General features: G+C 61.8%; 25 protein-coding genes. 11 read left to right on the forward strand and 14 right to left on the reverse strand.

The annotated features are described in order from the left end of the window. Positions 1-189 precede the first annotated feature (189 nt). Positions 190-321 carry a hypothetical protein gene (locus tag D5261_RS24195; RefSeq protein WP_301002198.1) on the forward strand — a complete coding sequence of 44 codons (132 nt, stop codon included), beginning with the start codon at positions 190-192 and terminating at the stop codon, positions 319-321. Positions 322-357: 36 nt separating this feature from the next. Here the strand turns inward: D5261_RS24195 and D5261_RS24200 are convergent, their stop codons facing one another. The 3 genes from D5261_RS24200 to nadA all read right to left on the reverse strand — a co-directional run bounded on the left by D5261_RS24200 (position 358) and on the right by nadA (position 2522). Further along, entirely contained in the window at positions 358-597 is a 240-nt protein-coding gene (locus D5261_RS24200) for a PLD nuclease N-terminal domain-containing protein (RefSeq protein WP_119319562.1), read from the reverse strand. A 65-nt stretch (positions 598-662) separates the two neighbouring features. Then, the gene (locus tag D5261_RS24205; RefSeq protein ID WP_218025485.1) at positions 663-1553 is read right to left on the reverse strand and encodes a deoxyribonuclease IV; all 891 of its coding nucleotides are present in this window, start codon (positions 1551-1553) and stop codon (positions 663-665) included. A 3-nt stretch (positions 1554-1556) separates the two neighbouring features. Further along, positions 1557-2522 (reverse strand): quinolinate synthase NadA, encoded by a 966-nt coding sequence (nadA, locus tag D5261_RS24210; protein WP_435792419.1) that lies wholly within the window; start codon positions 2520-2522, stop codon positions 1557-1559. Positions 2523-2748: 226 nt separating this feature from the next. Here nadA and D5261_RS24215 point away from each other — a divergent pair, with 226 nt between their 5' ends. The 7 genes from D5261_RS24215 (at position 2749) to D5261_RS24245 (ending at position 9126) form a co-directional block, all read left to right on the forward strand. Continuing rightward, complete coding sequence (locus D5261_RS24215) at positions 2749-4293, forward strand: DUF1800 domain-containing protein (protein WP_165863921.1); 1545 nt, start codon at positions 2749-2751, stop codon at positions 4291-4293. A 46-nt stretch (positions 4294-4339) separates the two neighbouring features. Beyond that, the gene (locus tag D5261_RS24220) at positions 4340-5572 is read left to right on the forward strand and encodes a DUF1501 domain-containing protein (RefSeq protein ID WP_119319559.1); all 1233 of its coding nucleotides are present in this window, start codon (positions 4340-4342) and stop codon (positions 5570-5572) included. Positions 5573-5744: 172 nt separating this feature from the next. Further along, on the forward strand, positions 5745-6941 hold the full coding sequence (locus D5261_RS24225) for a geranylgeranyl reductase family protein (protein ID WP_119319558.1): 1197 nt from the start codon (positions 5745-5747) through the stop codon (positions 6939-6941). 170 nt (positions 6942-7111) lie between these two features. Beyond that, complete coding sequence (locus tag D5261_RS24230; RefSeq protein ID WP_119319557.1) at positions 7112-7306, forward strand: hypothetical protein; 195 nt, start codon at positions 7112-7114, stop codon at positions 7304-7306. 122 nt (positions 7307-7428) lie between these two features. Then, on the forward strand, positions 7429-8175 hold the full coding sequence (locus D5261_RS24235) for a TIGR00266 family protein (RefSeq protein WP_119319556.1): 747 nt from the start codon (positions 7429-7431) through the stop codon (positions 8173-8175). 21 nt (positions 8176-8196) lie between these two features. Next, a complete protein-coding gene (locus tag D5261_RS24240; protein WP_119319555.1) occupies positions 8197-8574 on the forward strand; it encodes an ankyrin repeat domain-containing protein in 378 nt (125 codons plus the stop codon). Between the two features lie 84 nt (positions 8575-8658). After that, a complete protein-coding gene (locus tag D5261_RS24245; protein ID WP_119319554.1) occupies positions 8659-9126 on the forward strand; it encodes a hypothetical protein in 468 nt (155 codons plus the stop codon). A gap of 284 nt (positions 9127-9410) precedes the next feature. Here D5261_RS24245 and D5261_RS24250 read toward each other — a convergent pair whose 3' ends face one another. The 4 genes from D5261_RS24250 to D5261_RS24265 are packed head-to-tail and all read right to left on the reverse strand — an operon-like array spanning position 9411 to position 12350. Then, entirely contained in the window at positions 9411-10022 is a 612-nt protein-coding gene (locus D5261_RS24250) for an HAD family hydrolase (protein ID WP_119319553.1), read from the reverse strand. A gap of 9 nt (positions 10023-10031) precedes the next feature. Continuing rightward, complete coding sequence (locus D5261_RS24255; RefSeq protein WP_119319552.1) at positions 10032-10772, reverse strand: SDR family NAD(P)-dependent oxidoreductase; 741 nt, start codon at positions 10770-10772, stop codon at positions 10032-10034. Then, complete coding sequence (gene ispH / locus D5261_RS24260) at positions 10756-11706, reverse strand: 4-hydroxy-3-methylbut-2-enyl diphosphate reductase (RefSeq protein ID WP_119319551.1); 951 nt, start codon at positions 11704-11706, stop codon at positions 10756-10758. Before ispH ends, D5261_RS24255 begins: the two co-directional genes overlap by 17 nt. Positions 11707-11741: 35 nt before the next feature. After that, positions 11742-12350 carry a TetR/AcrR family transcriptional regulator gene (locus D5261_RS24265; protein ID WP_119319550.1) on the reverse strand — a complete coding sequence of 203 codons (609 nt, stop codon included), beginning with the start codon at positions 12348-12350 and terminating at the stop codon, positions 11742-11744. 111 nt (positions 12351-12461) lie between these two features. Between D5261_RS24265 and D5261_RS24270 the strand changes: the two genes are divergently transcribed. Continuing rightward, entirely contained in the window at positions 12462-12806 is a 345-nt protein-coding gene (locus D5261_RS24270) for a YciI family protein (protein ID WP_119319549.1), read from the forward strand. An 84-nt stretch (positions 12807-12890) separates the two neighbouring features. Here D5261_RS24270 and D5261_RS24275 read toward each other — a convergent pair whose 3' ends face one another. Beyond that, positions 12891-14231 (reverse strand): RICIN domain-containing protein, encoded by a 1341-nt coding sequence (locus D5261_RS24275; RefSeq protein WP_119319548.1) that lies wholly within the window; start codon positions 14229-14231, stop codon positions 12891-12893. Positions 14232-14515: 284 nt separating this feature from the next. Here D5261_RS24275 and D5261_RS24280 point away from each other — a divergent pair, with 284 nt between their 5' ends. Together D5261_RS24280 and D5261_RS24285 are read left to right on the forward strand one after the other, a co-directional pair. Next, a complete protein-coding gene (locus D5261_RS24280; RefSeq protein WP_165863920.1) occupies positions 14516-14860 on the forward strand; it encodes a YciI family protein in 345 nt (114 codons plus the stop codon). Further along, positions 14860-16155 (forward strand): RNA polymerase sigma factor, encoded by a 1296-nt coding sequence (locus tag D5261_RS24285; protein ID WP_119319546.1) that lies wholly within the window; start codon positions 14860-14862, stop codon positions 16153-16155. Before D5261_RS24280 ends, D5261_RS24285 begins: the two co-directional genes overlap by 1 nt. 91 nt (positions 16156-16246) lie before the next feature. Here D5261_RS24285 and D5261_RS24290 read toward each other — a convergent pair whose 3' ends face one another. The 6 genes from D5261_RS24290 to ligA form a co-directional block, all read right to left on the reverse strand. Then, entirely contained in the window at positions 16247-17518 is a 1272-nt protein-coding gene (locus D5261_RS24290) for a Glu/Leu/Phe/Val family dehydrogenase (RefSeq protein WP_218025483.1), read from the reverse strand. A gap of 90 nt (positions 17519-17608) precedes the next feature. Continuing rightward, the gene (gene mreD / locus D5261_RS24295; protein ID WP_119319544.1) at positions 17609-18139 is read right to left on the reverse strand and encodes a rod shape-determining protein MreD; all 531 of its coding nucleotides are present in this window, start codon (positions 18137-18139) and stop codon (positions 17609-17611) included. Then, on the reverse strand, positions 18136-18966 hold the full coding sequence (gene mreC / locus D5261_RS24300; protein ID WP_119319543.1) for a rod shape-determining protein MreC: 831 nt from the start codon (positions 18964-18966) through the stop codon (positions 18136-18138). Before mreC ends, mreD begins: the two co-directional genes overlap by 4 nt. A gap of 9 nt (positions 18967-18975) precedes the next feature. Further along, complete coding sequence (locus D5261_RS24305) at positions 18976-20052, reverse strand: rod shape-determining protein (protein WP_119319542.1); 1077 nt, start codon at positions 20050-20052, stop codon at positions 18976-18978. 99 nt (positions 20053-20151) lie between these two features. Next, positions 20152-20886: a dihydropteroate synthase gene (locus D5261_RS24310; RefSeq protein ID WP_119319541.1), complete on the reverse strand. Its 735-nt coding sequence runs from the start codon at positions 20884-20886 to the stop codon at positions 20152-20154. After that, entirely contained in the window at positions 20883-22967 is a 2085-nt protein-coding gene (ligA, locus tag D5261_RS24315) for an NAD-dependent DNA ligase LigA (RefSeq protein WP_119319715.1), read from the reverse strand. The genes D5261_RS24310 and ligA overlap by 4 nt, the downstream gene beginning before the upstream one ends. Between the last annotated feature and the right edge of the window lie 30 nt (positions 22968-22997).

Consider the following 22997-nt stretch of genomic DNA (forward strand, 5'->3'; position numbering starts at 1 on the left):
TGGATTTTTGAGGAGCCACCGTTCGTCCCTATTCCCCCGCGCTTTAGCGCGTTTCCCCCTTTTTCCCAACAAGCTGCTTCGCAGGGGAAAAGGGGAGCCACTCATTAAGTTCCATTCACTCTCGACAAGAATGTGTGAAGAATGTTTGGCGTTCGCAATATCAACTCCTCATTGTCATGTGACGAGTGAATGGACTACAATTACTGGCGCCCCTTTTCCCCTGCGAAGCAGCTTGCTGGGAAGCAGCTTGCTGGGAAGCAGCTTGCTGGGAAGCAGCTTGCTGGGAAGCAGCTTGCTGGGAAAAAGGGGGAAACGCGCTAAAGCGCGGGGGAATAGGGACGAAAGTGCCGGGCCGCTCTACACCCGCAGCCTTCCCTGATTCTTCCCAACGAAGTAATAAATCAGCGCGCCCAGGAAGTGGGTGAAGATGATGACCAGCAGCCAGACGATCTTCAGATTGTCGTTTTCAAAGTCCCGGCGGATTACGTCGACGATTTCGACGATCCAGAAAATCGTGGACAGCAGGCCCAGCAAGCCAACAATCAAGACCAGCGCTATCCCGCCGCCGAAGATCCAGGGTGTCGGATCATGTTCCATGGTTCGTGTCTCCTCAAAGGTCGCTCAATGGATGAGACAGAGAAGACACGAAAAAGTTGCAGGGGCTATAAGGCAAGAACCGGAGCGGCTGGGAGCGGCGCGTCGGCGCCGATGAGGTCGCGGAGGCGTTTGACGTTGACTTCGTGCATGGTCTCGGCGTCCGGAGTCTCGACGACGATCGCTTTTTCGTGCATGCGGGGGTCGTTGACGAGGAGATGGAAGGCGGTGAGGCCGATCTCGCCATCGCCGATGTGCGCGTGGCGGTCGGCGTGGCTGCCAAACTTCTTAAGCGAATCGTTGGCGTGGATGACCTTTAGCTGGTCGATGCCGATGATCTGGTCAAATAGGCCCATCGTTTCTTCGTAGGCTTGCGTGTCGCGAATGTCGTAGCCGGCGGCGAAGATGTGGCAGGTGTCGAGGCAGACACACAGGCGCTCGGGGTTCTTGACGCCGTGGATGATCTGCGCCAGATGCTCGAACTTCCCGCCGAGGTAAGTCCCCTGCCCTGCCGTGGTTTCGAGCGCCGTACGGACTTGGAAACCTTCGGTCTCGGCGTGAATGATATCCAGGCTTTCGATGAGGCGCGCGATTCCCGTCTCCTCGCCGTCGCCGCCGTGCGCGCCGGGGTGGCTGACGAGAAAGTCCAGGCCCAGCGCTTCCGCGCGCTCCAGCTCCGCGCGGAACGCCGCGCGGGATTTGCCGATGATCTCGCTGTCCGGGGGCGCGGCCAGATTGATCAGATAGGAATCGTGCGCGATCGTTTGCCGGCAGCCGGTGGCGTCGAGCGCCACACGGAACTTCGCGATCGTTTCATCGCTGATGGGATTGGCTTTCCACTGGCGAGGACTGGCGGTGAAGATCTGGACGACTTCGCACCCGATCGTGCGCCCAGAAGTGAGAGCGTTGTGGACGCCGCCGGCGGTCGGCATGTGCGCCCCGAGAAATGGCTTGGACACGAATTAGTCACCCTTCTGCTGTACGGGCGTCAGCCCTTTGCTCATCTCCAGCATTCGCTGTACCGGACGCAGCGCGCGGACGCGCGTTTCCTCGTCCATGGTGATCTCCGGACTGCGGTCCCGCATGCAGAGATAGAGCTTCTCCAGCGTGTTGAGCCGCATGTACGGACAGTTGGCGCAGTCGCAGCCGGAATTCGGCGGCGAGCAAATGAACTCGGCGTCCGGACGGCTGATCTTCATCTGATGCAGGATGCCGACTTCGGTGGCGACGATGAACTGCTTCTGCTCGGGATGTGTCTGCACATACTTGAGCAGCGCCAGAGTGGATCCGATGAAGTCGGCCTGCTCCAGCACGGCGTCCTCGCATTCGGGATGCGCGATCAACGAGGCGTCCGGGTAATGGACCTTCAGGGCGGCGAGCTTGCGCGCGCTGAACTGCTCGTGCACGATACAGAAGCCCGGCCAGAGCACCATCTCCCGTCCGGTCTGCTTCTCGACCCAGCGCCCCAGATGACGGTCCGGGCCGAAGACAATCGGCTCGTCCTTGGGAAGCTGCTTAACGATGTCCACGGCGTTGGAGGACGTCACGATGATGTCCGAAAGCGCCTTGACGCCCGCCGAAGAGTTGACGTAGTTGATGACCGTATGGCCGGGATATTGCTTGAGCCACTCTTCATAGAGATCGGCGGGGCAGCGGTCCGCGAGCGAGCAGCCGGCGTCCATATCCGGCAGCAGAACCAATTTGTTCGGGTTGAGGATCTTCGCCGTCTCAGCCATAAAGTGCACGCCGCAGAAGACGATCACTTCGGCTTCCGTCTTCGCCGCCGCCTGCGCAAGCGCGAGGCTGTCGCCGACATGATCCGCGAGGTCCTGGATCTCGGCGTCCTGGTAGTAATGCGCCAGAATGACCGCGTTCATCTCTTTGCGCAGACGAGAAATTTCGGCGACGAGGTCCAGAGTTGGATCGATCGCGCGAACGCGCAGCGACAGATCCTGGGGCTGCCGGCTGCTTTCCGAAGATGGGTTTTGCGGCGTCGGCGCCATCGTCAAAGTGTCCATAATCTATCCCTTACTTCAAAAATCCCTGCGAAATATTGAAATCAGTATACCCGGAGGCCGAACAATCCCGGATTGCGTACGTCTACACGCTACAGCAGTCAACCGCGAGGACGCCCCTCGCCGCGAGGACACCTTCATGATGATCGATCAGACCTATCAGGACACGGCGCACCTGCTGAGACGCGCCGGATTTGGCGCCGGTCCCAGCGCGATCGCCGCCGCTGCGCAGCGCGGAATCGGCCCAACGACCGATGCGCTGCTGCATCCCGAAAACACGCCCGATACGGCGAAGGATGACGATTTAATCGCGCATCTGTCGTCTCTGGTTCCCGAGCGCAAGGATGGGCAGTTGCCCGTTCAGGTTGTCAAGATGTGGTGGACGCAGAAAATGCTCACGACACAGAACCCGCTCGTGGAAAAAATGACGCTTTTCTGGCACGGGCATTTCACGAGCAAGCTCGGCGGCGACGGCGATCTGATGCTCGGACAAAACCGCCTGTTCCGCGCGAACGCGCTCGGCAACTTCCGAACGCTGACGCTCGCCGTGTCCCGCGATCCGGCGATGCTTCGGTATTTGAACGGCAACCAGAACTACAAAGCCCACCCCAACGAAAACTACGGACGCGAGCTGATGGAGCTGTTCACCTGCGGCATCGGCAACTACACCGAGGACGACGTCAAAGCGGCGGCCCGCGCGTTCTCCGGCTGGAATATGCGCGCCGGCGACTTCGCCTTCTTCCCGCAGCGCCACGACAACGATCCGAAGACGTTCATGGGCAAGACGGGCAATTGGAACGGCGACGATATCGTGGATATGCTCGTGGCGCATCCCGCCACGGCCCGGCGGCTTTGCACGCAGCTTTTCTCCTTCTTCGCCTACACCGATCCGGAGCCGGCCGTCCTGAACGCCTTGGTGGGCACATACTACAGTTCCGGATACGACATCAAGGCGATCGTCGGCCAGATCCTTCGCTCCAACGCCTTTTATTCACCCAAAGCGCGCTACGCGCTGGTCAAAAGCCCCGCGCAATTCGTAATCGGCACGGTCAAAATGCTGGAGCTGGAGCCGGCGTTTATCGTCCAGGCGTCCGATATCAGCCTCACCGGCGATATCGCCGCCGCGGCGCCCGGCATGCCCAGCGTGACGCCCGCGCAGCGCCAGAAGTCGCAGCAGGTCAATCGTCTGGCGGGCCTGACCATCGCCATGCGCTCGATGGGTCAGGATCTGCTGGCCCCGCCGAGTGTCAAAGGCTGGGACGGTAACGAAGCCTGGATCAACACCACGACGCTGCAAAACCGTGTCGCCTTTGGGGACCGGCTCACGCGCTCGCAAGCCCTGTTCCGATTTATGGAGCCGCGCGTCGCCGACCTTGCCCAGCAGCGCTCGCTGACGCCGCAGGCGGCCTGGGTCGAATATCTCTCCGAAGCCATGGGGCCGCTGCCGCTCGGCGCCCAGACCCGGCAAACACTGGTCGCCTACGCCTCGGAAGCGCCCGCCGTCCCATCCACCGGCGTCTTCGCCACCGCCGCCGAGGGAAACTCCGGCGAAGGCGGGCGCGCGGCGAGACGACTGCAGCGACGGCGCGGCCTTGCGCAAGGTTTGGAAGCGACTGGCGCTCAGGGCCGAATGCTCAGTTTGATTCCCTTAGTCATGGGAACCCCCGAATACCAAGTGTGCTGATGGCGCAACATGCGCGGACCGCGATAAACGCGAAGGAGAAGGATCCATGTCTGTTTCACGCCGAGAATTTTTGACGCGCGGCGCCACGACCGTCGCGGTCGGCCTGGCCGTGCCGCCATGGCTGGCGAAGATGGTCTGGGCGCAGGACGCCCTGGAAGGCCGCGTGGCCGGCGGCGCAAGCGCGAAGACGCTGGTCGTCGTGCAGCTGACCGGCGGCAACGACGGCATCAACACCGTCATCCCCTACTCCAATGACGCCTACAAGCGCAACCGGCCAACGCTGGCGGTTCCCGATGACAAGATCCTGCGTCTTACCGACACCATCGGCCTAAACCCGGCGATGACCGCCTTCAAGGACCTCTACGACAAAGGCAAAGTCGCGATCATCCAGGGAGTCGGCTATCCGAACCCGAACCGCAGCCACTTCCGGTCTATGGAGATCTGGCAGACCGCGAATCCCGACAAAATCGAAGCCGAAGGCTGGGTGGGCAAGTACCTCGACGCCGTGCGCCAGGGCCGCGCCTCGGCCCTCACCGGCATCAACATCGGCAACGAGGCCTCCGAAGCATTCCAGAGCGCCCACGCCGCCGTCCCGACCATCCAGGGATTGGCGAACTTCGGTTTCGCCTTCCCGCGCAGCGCCGAAGGCGACGAGCGCAGCGCCGTCCTGCGCCGCATCCAGACCGCGTCGGCGGGAACTCCGCACGCCGAGTTCATCCGGCAAGTCGGCCAGGAAACTTATGACAGCGCCGACAAGATTCGCGCCGGCATCGGCAACTACCACTCCAGCGTGGTGTATCCCAAAGGATCCTTCGGGACCGGCATGCAGGAGATCGCACAGCTCATCGCCGCGAACCTCGGCACGCGCGTCTTCTACATCTCCACCAGCGGCTTTGACACACACAGCGGCCAGGCCCGCCGCCAGCCTCAGCTCTTGCAGGATATCTCCGACGGCCTCGCCGCCTTCCAAAGCGACCTGGACCAGATGGGCGCCTCCGAACGTGTCCTGACCGTCGCCTTCTCCGAATTCGGCCGCCGCGTCCACGAAAACGCCGGCGGCGGCACCGACCACGGCACCGCCTCCGAAATGTTCGTCCTCGGCGGCGCCGTCAAAGGCGGCCTCTACGGCGAATACCCGAGCCTGACCAATCTCGACCAGGGCGACCTCAAATTCACCACCGACTTCCGCAGCGTCTACGCCACGGTGCTCGACCGGTGGCTGGGCGCGAACAGTGAGGTGGTGCTGGGGAATCGGTATGAGAACTTGAGGTTTGTGTGAGGGGGAGGCCCTCACCCCCCTGCCCCCTCTCCCAATTCTGGGAGAAGGGGAGTCAGAAGGAATTTTTATTTGGATCAAAGATCCAAATCTTACTCTTAACCCTCGCCCAGACCTTTGGGAGAGGGTGGCGCGAAGCGCCGGGTGAGGGCCTCCCATGGTATAATAGTCCGATATGACTCGTGACTATGATGTGATCGTCTGCGGCGCCGGCCCCGCTGGCGCATGCGCCGCTTATGAGACGGCGACGGCCGGACTAAATACCCTGATAATCGAAAAGCGCACTCTGCCGCGCTACAAGACCTGCGGCGGAGGCGTCCCCCTCACCGTCGAAGCCGATCTTCCCAAGCTGGTTCCCGATGCGTTTGTGGAAGCCACGGTGACGCATTTGCGGCATACGTGGAACTTTGCGGATCCGCATCTCGCCGCGATCAACCCCGACTCCGCGCAGCCGCAGATGAGCCTGTGGATGGTGCAGCGGAGCGTCTTTGACAACGCGCTCACCGAGCGGGCCGTGGCGGCGGGCGCGGAGCTGCGGGATGGGCTGTCCGTGCGCGCTGTGGAGCCAGAGGGCGACCACCGAGTGCGCGTCACCACGACGGATGGCGATGTTTACCACGCCCGGCATATTATCGGCGGCGACGGCGCCAATGGGCCGATCGCGCGCTGCGCGGACCTTCGGAAGACGCGCCTGCTGGCGATCGCTTTGGAAGCCGAAATCCCGCATGAATGGGGCGTCGGACACGAGACGCTTCGGCCGGAGATCGGGCATTTAGAGTACGCCGTGCGCAAGGGATACGGCTGGGTATTTCCCAAGGCGCATCACCTCTCCGTCGGCGCCGGGATGTTCGGCGCGCGCAGCGACGACGGCCGGGGCGAGGCGCGCAAGGACGAACTGGCGCGCTGGGTGACGGGGTATTTGGACGCGCTGGATGTCCCCTACGATCCCAAGGACATCGAATACCACGGCCACCCCCTGCCCCTCTGGAACGGCTCCGAGCCGGTTGAAGCCTGGAACGGGCGGCTGCTGCTGGCCGGCGACGCCGCCGGCATGGTGAACCCCTTGTTTGGCGACGGCATCTCCTACGCCTGCCGCAGCGGGGCGCTGGCCGGGCAGACCATCGCGGTCGGCAAATCGGCGCGGTGGACGACGATTCTCGCCGAGGAGTTCGCCGCCAGCCATGACGCTTCCGGCAAGATCGCGCGCTTCTTCTATCAGTTCCCGTCGGTTTGCTACAAGATGGGCGTCAAGCGCCCGAACAGCACTCGGACAGCCGCGCGGCTAATCAGCGGCGACCTGAAATTCGACGCCGTGATCGATCGATTACCCTGGAGCAACCTCATGGCGAAGTCAAAGAAGCCCGCCTGGTAAACATATTATTTGCGGGGCGTTTGTTTGAAGGAAAATCGAGGAATATTGCAGAAACACCAGTGCAGCGTCATCGCCCGCGATCGACGGCGGCGGTGTTTCGCTCCGCAATCCGAATTCGATTTCGCAGCAGTCAAATAAACTCAACAGCAAAGCAACAAGGGGACATGAACATGGCGTTTAGCGTTAAGAGCAAGAAGAATGGGACCGAATATTTCCTGCACTCCCGCGCGGCGGCGAACGGCACGACGAAGCTGTATTTCTTCGCCAAGGAAGTCAAGGATGGATCCGTGGACGCGCTTCCCGAAGGCTACGAAGTCTCGGAGAATTCGCTGACCGGCCTTCCCATTCTGAAGAAGAAAAAGTAACAACCCGCCCGGCCTCTCCCATTTTATCGAAACCGTCTTTGTTCTGAAGCAAGACCTGCGCACGAACACGAGGCGGTTTCTTTTTTGCTCTCCTTGCCGGACAACTCAGCAGGACCAAACAAATGCAGCATCAAATTATGGGCACGACCCTCCAATCACTGGAGATTATTTTGCAGCCGGGAGAAATGGTGTTTAGCCAGACGCACCAGATGGCGTGGATGACGCCGGGCATCGGCATGAACACCAACACCGGCGGCGGCGTTTTGAAGGGACTGATGCGCTCGATGTCGGGCGGATCCCTGTTCATGACCCAGTATTCGCCCAACGCCGGGCAGCCCGGCCTCGTGGCGTTCTGTCCGCGCTTCCCCGGCACCATCATTCCTCGCCACCTTGCGCCGGGCGAAGTGCTCATCTGCCGCAAGGAAACCTTCCTCTGCGCCGAAGCCAGCGTCCAGCTCGACATCTTCTTCCGCCAGCAGCTCGGCAGCGGATTCTTCGGCGGCGAAGGCTTCATCCTTCAGAAAGTGACCGGCCCCGGCTGGGTCTTCCTCGATCTTTCCGGAGAAGTCGTCGAAAAAACGCTCCAGCCCGGCGAGCAGCTTCTCGCGCACGTCGGCCATGTCGGCATTCAGGACCAGTCGGTCCAGTTCGGCGTCACACGCATTAAGGGTGTCCGCAACATGATCTTCGGCGGCGACGGCATCTTCCTCGCCACCCTTACCGGCCCCGGCCGCGTCTGGCTGCAAACCATGCCGGTCATGATCCTCGCTGAAGAGATCCTCAAGCACGCCCCTGGCGGCAGCGGCGGCAACACCAGCGCCGGCAGCGTGGCGGGAGACATCATCGGCGGCCTTCTCGGCGGCCGATAGCGCTTCCCAAGGAGCATCCGATTGAGCGAAGCGAAAATCACCAAGGCCGATGTGAAAGAGTTCGTAGAAGCGGCGCATGGAAATCTGGAAAAAGTCAAACAGATGCTCTCCGAAAAGCCGCTTCTCCTGAACATGCCCAACGGCAACGAAACCGCGCTCGGCGCGGCGTGCCAGATGAAGCACGCCGCGCTCATCCAATTCCTCATCTCCCAGGGCGCGCCGATGGATATCTCGGCCGCGTGCGTCCTGGGCATGACCGAAAAAGTGACCGAGTTTTTAGACGCCGACCCCTCACTCATCAACACAAAAAACAAGCAATCGCATGGCAAAACGCCAATCGTCTTCGCCTCCGAACAGCCCGAGGTCTTGGCTCTTTTGAGAAGCCGAGGCGAAAAATAGGCGGAAAGACAAGCCTCCCAAGCATCGCAAGCAGCAATCCTCAGAACGACGATCTCCGAGCGACGCCTCCGCGCTCACAAAGAAATGAAATCAGAAGACCGCAGTTACATCGAAGGGTTGAACGCCGAGATTCGTTCACTTTGGGAAAAGTACGAGGCTGTTCGAGGCGCGGACGATTGCGCGGAGGAGCGCTGGCTGACGGCAATCCAGCTGCGCATGAAGCAAATCACGGCGCGCCTCGCGCCGCCGGCGCCGCCCACGCCAAAGCTCGACTGGTGGTGCGTCTGGTGTCAGCGCGTCTCCAATCAGCCGGAGCCGTCAGACGGCTTGCCGCTATGTATGTACTCCGACTGCAAATCAAGATCTCAGTTCATCGCTCTCTACCAGCAGCTCCCTGGCCCAATCATGCTCGGCGTCGGCGTCCACTACATCGACGGCGCCAATTGGGTCGAAATTCGGCAAGAGCTTTATCCCGACTTGCCGGAAATCCCGAAGCCAGGCGTCCGATACGATGTTCCGGAGATCGTTGCGAGTGTTTATCTCGCCGATTAAGTAGTCAGTTGACTTATTTCTTGCGCTTTGCGCAAGCGACTGGCGAATGAATTCGCGTCTACAAGTACGGTCACCCGCCTCCGCGGGTTCAGAAACATAATCGTAGACGCTTGATTATGTGCCGTAGGCTCCGAAGTCCACGAAGGTGGACGGCTGTACTTTTAGCCGCGAATTCATTCGCCAGGCTTGTGCCGAAAGCACAAAAATCAGCTTACTGGCTCAGTAGCCAGTAAATAAAAACGCCCGGGCCATCGATCGATGGCCCGGGCGTTCTCTCTGAGAATCTAAGCAGTAACCGACTCCGTCGCCCACAGCACGCGGATGTCGATGCAGCGGATGCCGGCGCGTTCGGCGGCGACGATGCCGGGGTCGCCGTCTTCGTAGACGATGCATTCTTCGGGTTTGGCGCCGAGGCGTTCGGCGGCGAGGAGGAAGATGTCGGGGGCGGGTTTGCCGTTGGCGACATCGTCGGTGGTGATGACGGCGTCGAAGTATTTGCGCAGGTCGGTGGCTTCTAAGATACGCTCGACGACAGGGCGCGTGCCGCCGGAGGCGACGGCCATGGGGATCTTACCGTGGTGGGCGCGGACGATGTCCATGACGGCGGTGATCTCAATGACGGTGTCCACCATCTCCAGGAAGCGGCGCTCCTTGTCGTGGTGCGTGTACTCGACATCCATCGTGTAGCCGTATTCCTGGTTCAGGACTTTGATGATCTCCGTGGTCGGCATACCGCCCATCTTATAGAAGCGGTCTTCGGGGAAGTCCGCGCCCTGGGCGCGCAGGGCGGCGGTCCAGGCGAGGTAGTGGGTCGGCATGGTGTCGACCAGGGTGCCGTCGCAGTCGAAAATCAGGGCGGAATATGGCTGGGGCGGAGCGATCAGATCAAGGTTCATAGCGGGTTCCTATAGTACAACCAAACCGCCGTCGGGGGCGATGTTGGCTCCGGTGACGAAATCGGCGAGCGGCGAAGCGTAAAACAAGACGACCTTCGCCACATCTTCGGCTTGCGCGAGGCGGCGCAAAGGGGTCTGGGCGGTCACGCGCTTTTGCAGCTCATCGGGAAGAGATTTTGAGTACTCAGTCATGGTCATTCCGGGCGAGACCATATTGACCGTAATGCCGTGCGGCCCCAGATCCCGCGCGAGCGTTCGCGTGAGTCCGATGAGGGCGCTCTTGCAGGTCGTGTGGACGATCTGGTCGCTGGAGGGACGCTGCACGAGGGTGGCGATGAAGTTGACGATCTTGCCTCCGCCCTCGGACTTCATATAGGGAACGGCGGCGCGGATGGGGTTGACCGTGGAGCCGACGACGCCCGCGAACTCCTTGGCGTAGTCTTCCCATTCGGCGGTTTCAAAGTTCAGATCGTGCGCGAACGAGGCGCCGTTGTTCACGAGGATATCGATACGGCCGAAGTGCGCGACGGTCTGGTCGATGAGATCCTTGGCGGAGGCCGGATCGCTCATATCCGCGCCGATCGCGATCGATCCATTGCCGATTTCGCTCGCCAGCGTTTGCGCCGTCTCGGCGCTGTGGTTGTAATTCACGACCACGCTGGCGCCTTCGGCGGCGAACAGCCGGGCAATCTCCGAGCCAATCCCCCGCCCCGCTCCGGTGACAACGGCGATTTTACCCGGCAGCAGCATGGGCCATCCTTAACTCCACTAACTCGCGCGGCGGCATGAACGTCATGTCTTCGTCGCGGATCTTCACGTTTTCCACGTCGATCACGCCGCGCCGGCGCAGTTCGTCCATCACGCCCATCACACGGTCTTCCGGAGCGCTCGCTCCGCTCGTGACGCCCACGGACTTCGCGCCCGCCATCATCTCATCGGTGATGTCCTCGGCGCCGCCGATCAAATAAGCGCGGCAGCCCAGCGATTCGGCCACCTGGCGCAGCGATTTGGTGTTGCTGCTGGTGTTGGAGCCGATCACGAACATCACGTCGCAGCGCGGCGCGATTTCCTTGATGGCGTCCTGACGGTTCTGAGTCGCGTAGCAGATGTCGCCGGTCGGCGGATCGCTGAGGCGCGGAAAGCGGCGCTTGAGCGCATCGACGATATCGCGTGTCTCATCGATGCTCAGCGTGGTCTGCGTCAGATAGATGAGATGCTCTTCCGGCGGCTCGGCGAGGGCGTCCACATCGGCGACCTCACAGACAAGGCGCAGGCGGCCCGGCGCTTCGCCCAGCGTGCCTTCGGTCTCGACATGGCCCTTGTGACCGATGTAGAAGATCCCGTAGCCACGCTTTAGATACTTATGGACTTCGAGGTGGATCTTGGTGACCAGGGGGCAAGTGGCGTCGATCACGCGCAGGCCGCGCGACTTCGCCTCGTCGCGAACGGCCGGCGCGACGCCGTGGGCGGAGAAGATCAGCACGCTGCCTTCGGGGACTTCGGACAGATCGTCGGTAAAGACGGCGCCTTTATTGCGCAGCCGTTCTACGACATGCTCGTTGTGGACGATTTCATGGCGGACATAGACGGGAGGTCCAAAGATCTCCAGTGTCTGTTCGACAACTTCGATGGCGCGGTCGACACCGGCGCAAAATCCGCGTGGACTGGCGAGGAGCGCTTTCATGCCCCTATTATACCACGCGGGCTTTCATGCCCGGCTCACGCCGGCCAGGCGCGCATCGCCATGTCCACGATTCGCCGGAGCGCCTCCTGGCCGGCGCCGCCCGCCGCCTGCACCGCCATGCCCTGGTAGGCGATGACGACATAGCGGGCGAGATCGGCCGGATCGGAGTTTGCGGGCAGGTCGCCTTCGGACTTCGCGCGCTCAAATCGCGCTCGAAGCGTGGCTTCGAACGCGACGCGGCGGGCGGAGAGCTGCCGGCGGACGGCGTCGCAGTCGTCGGCGGTCGCCAGGGCGCCTTGGACGGAGAGGCATCCCGCCGGCGTGTGCGGGTTCGCGACGACCTCTACTGTCCCATACAAGATGCGCTCGGCCACGGCGCGCGCCGTGGGCAGTTCCAGCGCCTGAAAAAGAAAGGACGCCGGGCCGGCGGCGTAACGGTCGCAGACCTGACGAAACAGCTCTTCTTTGTTTCCGAAGGCGGCGTAAAGACTGGGGCGATTGACGCCGATCGCCTCGGTGAGATCCGTCAGCGAGGTCCCCTCGTACCCCTTGCGCCAGAAGAGCTGCATTGCGGCTTCGAGCGCCTGGTCCGTGTCGAACTCGCGAGGACGCCCCAGCGTCTTCGATGTTTGATCGGTATTCATACCCTTCAGTGTACAACGTGCGCGATTTCTCGTCAACCGCCGAAAATAATTGTCCGCTGCAAAATCCGTCGCGCGTTGAAGAGTTGTCGGATCAAAACTAAGGAGAATGAGATGAGTGAATTTGCCTATTTGTTTCGAGGGGGCGAAAAGCCCGGATCGCCGGAGCAGTTCCAGCAGCATATGGAGAAGTGGACGACATGGATGAAAGATCTTGCCGTGAAGGGGCACGTTGAGGGACGCCCCGGACGGCCGCTTGAGCCTACGGGACAGCGGGTATCCGGAAAGCAGAAGGTCGTCACCGACGGTTCGTACGCGGCGCCGAACGACATCGTGAGCGGCTTTCTGGTCGTTCAGGCCGAGGACCTCGCGCAAGCCGTCGAAGTCTCCTTCGGCTGTCCGGAGCTGGAGATCGGCGGCGTGGTGGAAGTACGCCCTGTCATGGATATGGCGGGCTAGCACCGCCCCCTCAGGCGGCGCTCGCCGCCACAACCCGAAATGCGGGCGCGCCTTACGGCGCGCCCGCTGATATTCTTTGGAACGTCAATATCCCGTCTGCGGATTGAACCGCAGCTGCCACAACTGGGCGTTCGAGCTGTTCGGCGTCCACTCCTGAACGGGAGTTCCGACGCCCGTGTTGCCCCACTGATCGTCCATAGCGAAGCCGTCGAGGAATGTAACCGAGTAATAGCCCGGCCAGCTCGAGGACGGCGTGAGGGTGAATTTCTGGCTGTTGCCGTTGTACCAGGGGTAAAGCTGATATGCGCCGCCCTGAGCCTGCGTTGTGGTGGACAGCGCCTCCGTACTGCCGGTGTAGTACGTCAATGTCCAATGATTCGCCCAAAAGTTGCTGTTCAAATCTGTACAGGTCAGTGTCCAAATCTGGTTGTCGTTGACGCTTGTCCACTGGTTGATGTGATCGCCGGTGGCGGGATTGCCGTTGCTGCTCGTGGCCGCATTCAAAACCAATCCACTGTTCAGATTGCCCAGCTGGAACATATGGCCGCCGCTATTGGGAATGCCGATGCCGTTCAGGATTTCTGAAACACCCCAATTTGAGCCAGGCCCCCAGGCGACATCCGGCCAGTAAAACCCTCCGGTCATGCCATTGCCGACCGCCCAGTTAAAGAAGGGAGTCGAGGAGTGGTTGTTGCTTTCGATGCCGCCCATGACATGGAATCCATTGCCGAACGCGGAGTTCCAATTGCCCGGATCGTTGCCCGCGCCGCCGCTGTAGCACTGGAGGTAAACGATATCGCAGCCGCCGCCCAGATTATGCTTGACCTGCACCCAGTAGCTTTGGTTCGTGTACGGAGCGAGCGACACTTTATACCCCAGCGCGTTCACCATCTGTCCGAAGCTCGTGGCGGAGCCGACATCGTAGGTCTGCTCGTCGTCATAGTTGATGGCGTCAATCCCAGGGACCGCATTTTTGAGCGCCTGGAAGTTTCGGTAAAGGATACTGCCGGAGCCAGTCCCCTGAGACGCGATCAGGTTCTTGATGTTGGTGAAGCTCGCGTCGCCCCACCCTCCAATACAGACCTCATAGCGATAGACCGTGGTCGGCGGTGTCTTCAGCGCGGTGACGTTCGCGCCCCAGTTGGACGCTCCCACATAGCTGCCGCCGGTGACCAGCGTGTTGCCGCTATACGTGATATCGCCATTGCTTTTTACGCTCAAGGCGAACAAGATCAAGCCATTCCACCCCGAGCTTTTGAGACCGGAGACGGCGGAGGAGCCGGTGAATTGATAGAAGTCGTTCCCGTCCGATCCATAAAGCGCCGTATAAGCGGCGCGAGCGCCCTGGGGGCAGCCAAGCGTGAGCGCGAAGGACAGGAGCGCGGCGAGGGCAAGCATCCCCCGCGAGAAAAGGGGCAATTTCATCAAGGATCTCCTTTGGCTTAACACTAGATTGCAATAGACTCTAAAACACTATCATCTTATAGAAACGTTTTCTTATTGCTCCTGCCTAAGAATACAATGATTGCGAAGAGACGTCAATCAGGAAACTGTGTCTTGATATGTCATTTCGTGATATTTCGTGCTAAGCTCTCGTCGCTTCGTAAGGAAGTGCGCGGGCGCCTGTCGAATTATCGAAAAAGATATGTCCGGCGTCGCAGCGTTCGTTCGTTGAAGAGATGACGGAACGAACCTACAGGAGAACCTCAATGAGCGATTTCATATTTCTCTACCGCATGGAAGGCCGGTCGGCGGAGCCCGACGAGATGCGGCGACGAATGGACCACTGGATGGCTTGGATGAAGGATCTGAGCGATCGCGGATACATCAAGGATTACGGACAGCCGCTGGAGCTCGGCGGTAAAGTTTTGCAGGGGGGAGAGCGAACGACGGTGCTGGACGGTCCTTACGCCGAGACCAAAGACCTGGTCTGCGGCTTTACGATCGTCGAAGCGCGCGATCTAGACCACGCCGCCGAGCTGGCCGGGGGCTGCCCCGTCCTCGCGGGCGGCGGCATGGTGGAGGTGCGGCCGGTCTTGAAGCTGAGAGATTAATGGAGCCGATCGATCATCTCTTCCGGCGCGAATCGGGGCGAATGGTTTCCGTCCTGACCCGCATCTTCGGAGTGCACAATCTGGCGCTGGCGGAAGACGTCGTGCAGGACGCCTTCTGCCGCGCGGTGGAGGTGTGGAAATTTCGAGGCGCGCCCGAAAATCCCGCCGCCTGGCTCATGGCGACGGCGAAAAACCGCGCCATCGACATGCTTCGCCGCGAGCGGACGGCCCTCGCCTGCGCCCCGGAGCTTGGACGCTTGATCGAACGCGAGGGCGATATCGCCCCAGCGCTGGAGGAGCTGTTCGAGCGCCGCCCGATTCAGGACGATAGCCTGCGTCTGATGTTTTCCTGCTGCCATCCGAAATTGCCGGGGACCGCGCAAGTGGCGCTGGTGCTGCACCTGCTCTGCGGTTTCAGCGTTGGGGAGATCGCCAGCGCCTTTTTCTGCAAGTGCGCCGCGATGGAAAAACGGCTGACGCGGACGAAGAAGACGCTGGCCGGCTCACACCAGCTCTTTGACCTAACCGACAGCGACTTCCGCACGCGACTGGACGCCGTCCACCAGGCGCTCTATCTGCTGTTCAACGAAGGCTACCACGGCGCGCACACGCAGTCCGCCGTACGCGGCGAACTCTGCGCCGAAGCCCTGCGCCTCGCCGGTCTCCTTCACGAAAGCCCGCTCACCGCGCTCCCATCCACGTACGCTCTTTCCGCGCTCATGCGCCTGCATGCGGCGCGCCTGCCCGGACGCATCGATCACGCCGGTGAGCTGAGCTCGCTCTTCGATCAAGACCGCTCCCGCTGGGATCCAGTCCTCATTTCCGAGGGCCTCCGCCTCCTCGATCTTGCCGCCACCGGCGTGCAGATCTCCGTCTACCACATCGAAGCCGCCATCGCCAGCCTGCACGCGACCGCTCCCAGCGCGGACGAAACCGACTGGCCGCACATCGCGTCCCTCTACGGCGTCCTGATGACGATCGCTCCCAGCCCGGTGGTCGCGCTCAACCGCGCCATCGCCATTGCGCAGTACGCCGGGCCGGAGCGAGGGCTAGACGAGATCCACGCCATCGCCAGCGCCGACCGGCTCGCCGCTTATCCGTTCTATCACGCCGCGCTGGGAGAATTGGAAGCCCGCTGCGGGCGGGGTGAGATAGCCCGAGAGCATTACGAAAAAGCGACCAAATTTGCACGCAATGCGATGGAGCGGCGGTTTATTGCGCAGAGGGGAGCGGCCCTCACCCCCCGGCCCCCTCTCCCAATTTTGGGAGAGGGGGAGTCAGAGGGGATTTTCTGATTTGGATCAAAGATCCAAATCTTAAGCTCTTACTCCTAACCCTCTCCTAAGATTGGGAAAGGGTGGCCCGCAGGGCCGGGTGAGGGCCACCCTACGGATAAATCCCGCGCATCTTCGCGGCTTCGGCTACTCGCGCCACGCCGACGACATAGGCCGCCGTGCGCAGGTCGACGTTGTGCGTTTGCGCCGCGGCGCTGACTTCTTCGTAGGCGCGGGTCATGACGCGGCCGAGGCGATGGTTGACCTGGGATTCGCTCCAGAAGAACGATTGGATGTCCTGGACCCATTCGAAGTACGAGACGGTGACGCCGCCGGCGTTGGCGAGGACGTCGGGGATCAGGGTGATCCCGCGTTCGCGCAGGATGTCGTCGGCGTCGGGCGTAGTGGGGCCGTTGGCTCCCTCTACCACCATGCGGGCGCGGATTTTGCCGGCGTTGGAGCTGGTGATCTGGTTTTGCAGGGCGGCGGGAACCAGGATGTCGCAGGGCAGCTCCAGGATCTCGGAGTTGGTGACCGGCTCGGAGCCGGGGAAGCCGGCGACGCTGCCGTTGGCCTTGCTGTACGCGACGAGTTCGGGGATCGGCAGCCCATCGGGATTGTAGACGCCGCCGAGGTAGTCTGAAACCGCGACGACTTTCGCGCCGCGCGAATGGAAGATGCGCGCGGCCGCGCCGCCGACATTGCCGAAGCCCTGCACGACGACGCGCGCGCCTTCGAGTTTACGCCCCTGCGCGCGGGCGGCCTGCTGGGTCACCATCACGACGCCGAGGCCGGTCGCGTCGATACGTCCTTCGGAGCCGCCGATACTGACCGGCTTGCCCGTCACCACGGCCGGCACGGTGTGGCCCGCATGCATGGAGTAGGTGTCCATCAGCCACGCCATGACCTGTCCGTTGGTGCCAACGTCCGGAGCGGGAATATCGCTGTCGGGGCCGATCAGGAGGCTGATTTCCGAAGTGTAGCGCCGGGTCAGGTGTTCGAGCTCGCCGAGGGAAAGTTTGGAGGGATCGCACACGACGCCGCCTTTGGCGCCGCCGAAGGGAATGTTCACAATCGCGCACTTCCAGGTCATCCACATCGCGAGCGCGCGCACCTCGTCGATATCCGTTTCCGGATGGAAGCGCAGGCCGCCTTTGGCCGGGCCTCGACTGGTGTTGTGCTGGACACGGTATCCCGTAAATACCTGCGTCTCGCCATTGTCCATCTTGACCGGAAAGTGCACCGTCAGCTCTCGCTTAGGATGCTGTAAAATCGCATGTGTCCCGGCATCCAGTTTGAGAATACCGGCGACGTTCTCCAATTGCCGCAGGGCAATCTGATAGGAGTTCATTTCTTCCGCCGTTGTCATCATTGTCTCAGGCATCGTCCCGTCTCCTTGGGGTTATGTTTGCTTGCTATCCTTAAATTATCGGAGCAATCCCTTACTTTTATTACTGATATTTCTCGCGATATGTCACGACCGGAGCGCAAATGGATCCTCAACTTTATGCCCGATTCGCATTTTTCGCAGCAGAAAGTAAATGGGATAGGATAAAACCATATTGTAGACAAGCTCGCCGCCCGTGTCGCGCAGCCAGAGACGCCAGTGGTGCAGCCAGGCGTTGGGCGCCATCACGGCGTAGATAAACTCGGCGACGACCGTCGTCGACAGCACCACGAGGGGCGGAACGACGATGCTGTCGCGAATCATGCTGCGCTGGAGATTGCCCGCGAAGGCGCCGGCGAGGGTGCGGCTGGCGAGGAAGGATCCATAGTTGACGCTGGCGACGGCGCCGGTCAGGAGCCCGCTCCACAGGCCAACCATCGTGCCGCGCGCGCCGCCCAGCAGCGTCGCGCCGCAGGCGAGGACAATCAAGGGGAAGTCGGGGTGCGCGCCTCGGATGGCGATCGCCTGCGAAACACGCCCCTGGAGCACATGGGCCAGGAGGATGCAGAGCGCCACGATAAACGTTTGGCGCCCGGACGTCATATTCGCCTCGGTCATCGGATCAAAAAGGCTTCTTCGAGACTATCGAAATAGGCGTTGGGGCGAACGACGGCCGTCTTGATGGACCGTGTGGCGTCGTTTTGAATGGAGACGACGGTTCCAATCGGAATATCGGCGGGGAAGACGCCGCCCAGTCCGGAAGTGGTCACGAGATCGCCGGGCCTAACGTCATCATCGCTTTTCAAGTAAGTCAGATGGATCGAGTCGCCCGTGCCCTGACAGACGCCGATCGGCGGCTTGGCGACGCCGCGGGCGCGGACCTGCGCGCCGACGCTGCTGCCGGCGTCCGTCAGCATCAGGACCGTGCACGAGCGGGAGGAAACATCGAGGACCTGGCCGATTAGCGCGCCGTTCGGGGCGATCGCGATCGTCCGCAGCTTGACCCCGCTGGTCGAGCCCCGGTTCAGCGTGATGGTCTCCGAATGGGGAACGGGCTTTAAGGCGGTCACTTCGGCGGCGAGCAAGGGACGCGGGGATTTCTGCTCGAAATTGAGCAGCGCCCGCAATCGGTTGTTTTCCTGCTGCGCCGCGAGAAGCTGCTTGTTTTCGCCCGACAGCGCCAGGACTTGTTCGCCAAGGGCGCGATTGCGCTGGGCGAGCTGCGGACCGACAAAGAGGGAGCCGACGTGCATACGCCACCACTGCGCGACTTGCACGGTGACGGTTTGGGCGGGGATCAGCGCGGCGTCGCGCACCACGCCGGATACGGGATCCGGCTGGTTGCGGCGCTGCCGCTGATGGTGGATCGCGTTCAGCGCGCCGCAAAGCAGCAGCGCCGTCAGCAACGCGATCCCTCGTTGGTTGTCGCGCGCGGGCCTCGGCATGGCGAGACGTTACCTTCCTGAGTAAGCTGCTCCCCCCAACCGCATTTCGGTCAGTTGGACGTTGCGGAGGTTGGAATTACTCTGGATGCTCTCCAAGTACTTCCCGGTGCCAAGCACCACGCAAGACAGTGGATCCGGCGCGATGTGCACGGGCATTCCGGTCTCGCGGGAGATCAGTTTATCGAGGCCGCGCAGGAGCGCTCCTCCGCCCGCAAGCACGATGCCGTGATCCATGATATCGGCGGCGAGCTCCGGAGGGGTATCCTCTAGAGTCTCCTTGACCGTTTCCACAATGGCGTTGATGGGTTCGGCGATGGCCTCGCGCACCTCCACCGACGAAATGGTCGCCGAGCGCGGCAGCCCCGTCACGAGGTCGCGCCCGCGCACCTCCATGGTCAGCTCCTGCTCGAGTTTGTACGCCGAGCCAATCGCGATCTTGCACTCCTCGGCCGTGCGGTCGCCGATATACAGATTGAACACCTGGCGGACATAGTTGACAATAGCTTCGTCGATCTCATCGCCGGCCACGCGGATCGACCGGGCGGCGGCGAACGCGCCGAAGGTAATGACCGCGACTTCCGAGGTGCCGCCGCCGATGTCCACGATCATCGAGCCGATCGGCTCCGAAACAGGCAAGCCAGCCCCGATCGCGGCCGCCATCGGCTCTTCGATCAGATAGACTTCCTTGGCGCCCGCCTTCTTCGTCGCTTCCTTGACGGCGCGGTGCTCCACTTCGGTGATGCCCGAAGGGATGCCGACGACGACCACCGGGTGGAAGAAGTTCTTGCGGCGATGGACTTTCTCAATAAAATAGCGCAGCATGCGCTCGGTCTGATCGAAATCGGCGATAACGCCGTCTTTGAGCGGACGGATGGCGATGACGCTTCCCGGCGTACGGCCGATCATCCGCTTGGCTTCTTCGCCAACATGTAAGACTTCATTGGTGTGGCGGTTGATCGCCACAACACTGGGCTCGCGCAGCAAAACACCACGTCCACGGACATGGACGAGTGTGTTGGCGGTACCGAGGTCGATACCCATGTCGCGCGAGAACCGACCAGCGAAACGCCGGAACACATTTAACATAGAGTGGACATTAACTCCCGCGCTGTGGCCGCATCAGCGGTCACAGATACATCGCATATAGTATAGCACAATTGCCGGGTTTCTAAAATTAGTGGATTCTTAATGGGAAATGGACACAAATACGGCGGGATCGCACAGAAAGACATCGGCTCCTGCGGAACGGGCAAGCCGGATGCACTCCCGCTCCGCCGCGCTCCGGCGGCGCATCCCGTGCGAATAATTTCCCGCCGCGCAGAGGATACCCGCATTGGGCCAGCGTTCACGCAAACCACGCATCGTCTCAAACGTGGCTTCGGCAATCGCCGCGCCCGACGGCAGCGGGAACATCAGCGGATCGAAAATCAGCGCCTCTTCGGATACGCCCCGTTCGAAAAGGCGATTGGCGGCGTACTCTGCCCACGAAAGACGCGACGCCGCGTCCATGGCGAGATCGCGGCGCGTACACAGCACCACGAAACGCTGTCCCGGCCGGCGCAGGTCGAAACGGTCCAAAGCGCCGTCATCGATCTGGTCGGGAGAAAGAGAGTTGACAATCGGCGCGACACGGCACTGGCGACCGGCGTCCGCCAGAGAACACACATCGCCGCTGTCCAGGCAGAGCGGCAGATCGCTGACCTCCTGAACGGCGTTCGCGGCCCAGGACAGCAGCTCGGGCTCCTCGGCGCGCGCGCAGGCGGCGGAGACGTTGATATCCAGCGCCCGCGCGCCCGATGCCGCCTGCGATCGCGCCAGAGTCTGAAGGAACGCCGCGTCGCGGGAGCGCAGGGCGTCCGCGACGGATTTCGAGCTGCTGTTGATTCGCTGGCCGACGATCAGTTCCGGAAGGGATATCATTCGGCTGCGACGGGCTCAGCAGCGGACTCCGCCGCCGGAACGGCAGGCTCGGCGGCCGCCAGCGCGGCGAACTCTTCCTCGGTCAGGATGGTGACGCCCAGCGTCTGCGCCTTTTCCAGCTTGCTTCCCGCGCTTTCGCCCGCGACCACATAATCCGTCTTCTTGGACACGGAGGACGCCGCGCGTCCGCCATACTGTCTCACGAGCGCCTCCGCGTCTTCCCGCGTCATCGTTATCATGGAGCCCGTGAACACAAACGATTTGCCGGCGAACTTATCGGAAACCGGCGCATGCGCGTCCGCCTGCGGCGTAACACCAGCGTCCGTGAGTTTTTTGAGCAGTTCGGTCGTTTCCGTTTGACCGAAGAACGCGACGATCGATTCGGCGGTGGCGAGGCCGATCTCGTGGACGTTGTTGAGCTCCTCCACGGTCGCCGCCGCCAGCTTGTCCATGGAGCCGAAGTGACCGGCAAGAACATCCGCCGTATGGTCGCCGACGTGGCGAATACCCAGCGCGAAGATCAGGCGGTCGAGCGCGGGCGTTTTGCTTGCCTCAATCGCGGCGATGATATTCTCCGCGAGCTTCTCCCCCATCCTCTCCAGATCGATCAGCGCTTCCGCCTTCAAGGCGTAAAGGTCGCCCGGATCTTTCACCAGGCCATGCTCGATCATTTGCAGGACATGCTTTTCGCCGAGCCAGTCGATATCCATCGCGCGGCGGGAGACGAAGTGTGCGATCCGCTGCGCCACCTGCGCCGGGCAGCCGCGCTTGTTGGGGCAGCGCAGCACGGCTTCGCCTTCGGGGCGCACGAGGTCGGTTTCGCAGGCGGGGCACTGCGTCGGCAGCAAAAATGGCTTCGAATCTTCCGGACGCTCGGAAATGACGACCTGGACGATCTCGGGGATGACGTCGCCAGCCTTTTGGATCAGCACGGTGTCGCCGATGCGAATGTCCTTGCGGTCGATCTCCTGCTGATTGTGCAGGGTGGCGCGCTGGACCACGGAGTTTGGCGGCAGCGTCACGGGCTCCACCAGCGCGACGGGGGTGATGGCGCCGGTCCGGCCCACCTGCACCAGAATGTCGATGATCTTCGTGCGGCCCTGCTGCGCGGGGAATTTGTATGCGATCGCCCAGCGCGGCGTGCGGTCCAGCGCGCCCAGGTCGTTCTGCTGCGCGAAGTCGTTGACTTTGATTACGATGCCGTCGATATCGTAGGACAGCGTTTCTTTTTTGTCCGTCCACTTCTCGATGAATGCAATGACTTCGCCGATTCCGTCGCAGAGCTGCGCTTCGGGGTTGACGCGAAGCCCCCACCCGCGCAGCGTTTTGAGCAGCCCGATCTGGCTGTCGGTGAACGGCGCGGAGCTGAACCCGGTTCCATAAAGAAACGCCGTGAGCTTGCGCCGCGCCGTGATGGCGCTGTCGAGCTGGCGGACGCTGCCGGCGGCGGCGTTTCTGGGATTGGCGAAGACCGCCTCGCCGGAAACCTCGCGTTCGCTGTTGATGCGCGCGAATTCGGCGTGGCTGAGATACACCTCGCCGCGCACCTCCACGAATTCCGGCGGCGGAACGCCGTCGGCTGTGCGCAATTTCAACGGAATAGCCGACACGGTGCGCAGATTGATCGTGATGTTTTCGCCGATCACGCCGTCGCCGCGCGTCGCGCCGGTCGTGAAGACGCCGTTCTCATAGGTCAGAGAGATGGCGAGACCGTCGATCTTCAGTTCCGTCACGTAGGAAATATTGGCTTCGGCGTCGATCCCCAGATGCCGCTTGATCTTTTCATCGAAGGCGCGCAGATCGTCGGCGTCAAACGCATTCGCCAGCGAGAGCATGGGACGGCGGTGGGTATGGCGATCAAACGCGGAGATCGGCGGAGATCCCACCCGCTGCGTCGGCGAATCCGATGTCAGCAGTTCGGGATGCTCGGTCTCCAGCGCCACAAGCTCGTGAAAAATCCGGTCGTACTCCGAGTCGGCGATTTCCGGCTGGTCGAGGATATGGTAGCAGTAGTTCGCGTGGTCTAACTGAGCGCGCAGCAGCTTTGCCGTCTCGGCAAGCCCCTTCAGCTCTTCGGTCATGGGGCCTCTCTTCGAACGCCGCGCGAGGAT

Origin of the sequence: Capsulimonas corticalis, from assembly GCF_003574315.2 — a bacterium.
Taxonomy (GTDB): Bacteria; Armatimonadota; Armatimonadia; order Armatimonadales; family Capsulimonadaceae; genus Capsulimonas; species Capsulimonas corticalis.

Excerpts from the sequence above, each read along its gene's own strand:
- D5261_RS24225 (WP_119319558.1), top strand. The coding sequence starts at position 5,745 with ATGACTCGTGACTATGATGTGATCGTCTGCGGCGCCGGCCCCGCTGGC.
- D5261_RS24215 (WP_165863921.1), top strand. The coding sequence starts at position 2,749 with ATGATGATCGATCAGACCTATCAGGACACGGCGCACCTGCTGAGACGC.
- D5261_RS24310 (WP_119319541.1), bottom strand. The coding sequence starts at position 20,886 with ATGATATCCCTTCCGGAACTGATCGTCGGCCAGCGAATCAACAGCAGC.
- D5261_RS24200 (WP_119319562.1), bottom strand. The coding sequence starts at position 597 with ATGGAACATGATCCGACACCCTGGATCTTCGGCGGCGGGATAGCGCTG.
- mreC (WP_119319543.1), bottom strand. The coding sequence starts at position 18,966 with ATGCCGAGGCCCGCGCGCGACAACCAACGAGGGATCGCGTTGCTGACG.
- D5261_RS24275 (WP_119319548.1), bottom strand. The coding sequence starts at position 14,231 with ATGAAATTGCCCCTTTTCTCGCGGGGGATGCTTGCCCTCGCCGCGCTC.
- D5261_RS24230 (WP_119319557.1), top strand. The coding sequence starts at position 7,112 with ATGGCGTTTAGCGTTAAGAGCAAGAAGAATGGGACCGAATATTTCCTG.
- D5261_RS24245 (WP_119319554.1), top strand. The coding sequence starts at position 8,659 with ATGAAATCAGAAGACCGCAGTTACATCGAAGGGTTGAACGCCGAGATT.
- D5261_RS24235 (WP_119319556.1), top strand. The coding sequence starts at position 7,429 with ATGCAGCATCAAATTATGGGCACGACCCTCCAATCACTGGAGATTATT.
- D5261_RS24265 (WP_119319550.1), bottom strand. The coding sequence starts at position 12,350 with ATGAATACCGATCAAACATCGAAGACGCTGGGGCGTCCTCGCGAGTTC.
- D5261_RS24305 (WP_119319542.1), bottom strand. The coding sequence starts at position 20,052 with ATGTTAAATGTGTTCCGGCGTTTCGCTGGTCGGTTCTCGCGCGACATG.
- D5261_RS24285 (WP_119319546.1), top strand. The coding sequence starts at position 14,860 with ATGGAGCCGATCGATCATCTCTTCCGGCGCGAATCGGGGCGAATGGTT.
- D5261_RS24280 (WP_165863920.1), top strand. The coding sequence starts at position 14,516 with ATGAGCGATTTCATATTTCTCTACCGCATGGAAGGCCGGTCGGCGGAG.
- D5261_RS24195 (WP_301002198.1), top strand. The coding sequence starts at position 190 with ATGGACTACAATTACTGGCGCCCCTTTTCCCCTGCGAAGCAGCTTGCT.
- D5261_RS24255 (WP_119319552.1), bottom strand. The coding sequence starts at position 10,772 with ATGCTGCTGCCGGGTAAAATCGCCGTTGTCACCGGAGCGGGGCGGGGG.
- D5261_RS24250 (WP_119319553.1), bottom strand. The coding sequence starts at position 10,022 with ATGAACCTTGATCTGATCGCTCCGCCCCAGCCATATTCCGCCCTGATT.
- D5261_RS24270 (WP_119319549.1), top strand. The coding sequence starts at position 12,462 with ATGAGTGAATTTGCCTATTTGTTTCGAGGGGGCGAAAAGCCCGGATCG.
- ligA (WP_119319715.1), bottom strand. The coding sequence starts at position 22,967 with ATGACCGAAGAGCTGAAGGGGCTTGCCGAGACGGCAAAGCTGCTGCGC.
- D5261_RS24220 (WP_119319559.1), top strand. The coding sequence starts at position 4,340 with ATGTCTGTTTCACGCCGAGAATTTTTGACGCGCGGCGCCACGACCGTC.
- D5261_RS24290 (WP_218025483.1), bottom strand. The coding sequence starts at position 17,518 with ATGCCTGAGACAATGATGACAACGGCGGAAGAAATGAACTCCTATCAG.
- ispH (WP_119319551.1), bottom strand. The coding sequence starts at position 11,706 with ATGAAAGCGCTCCTCGCCAGTCCACGCGGATTTTGCGCCGGTGTCGAC.
- mreD (WP_119319544.1), bottom strand. The coding sequence starts at position 18,139 with ATGACCGAGGCGAATATGACGTCCGGGCGCCAAACGTTTATCGTGGCG.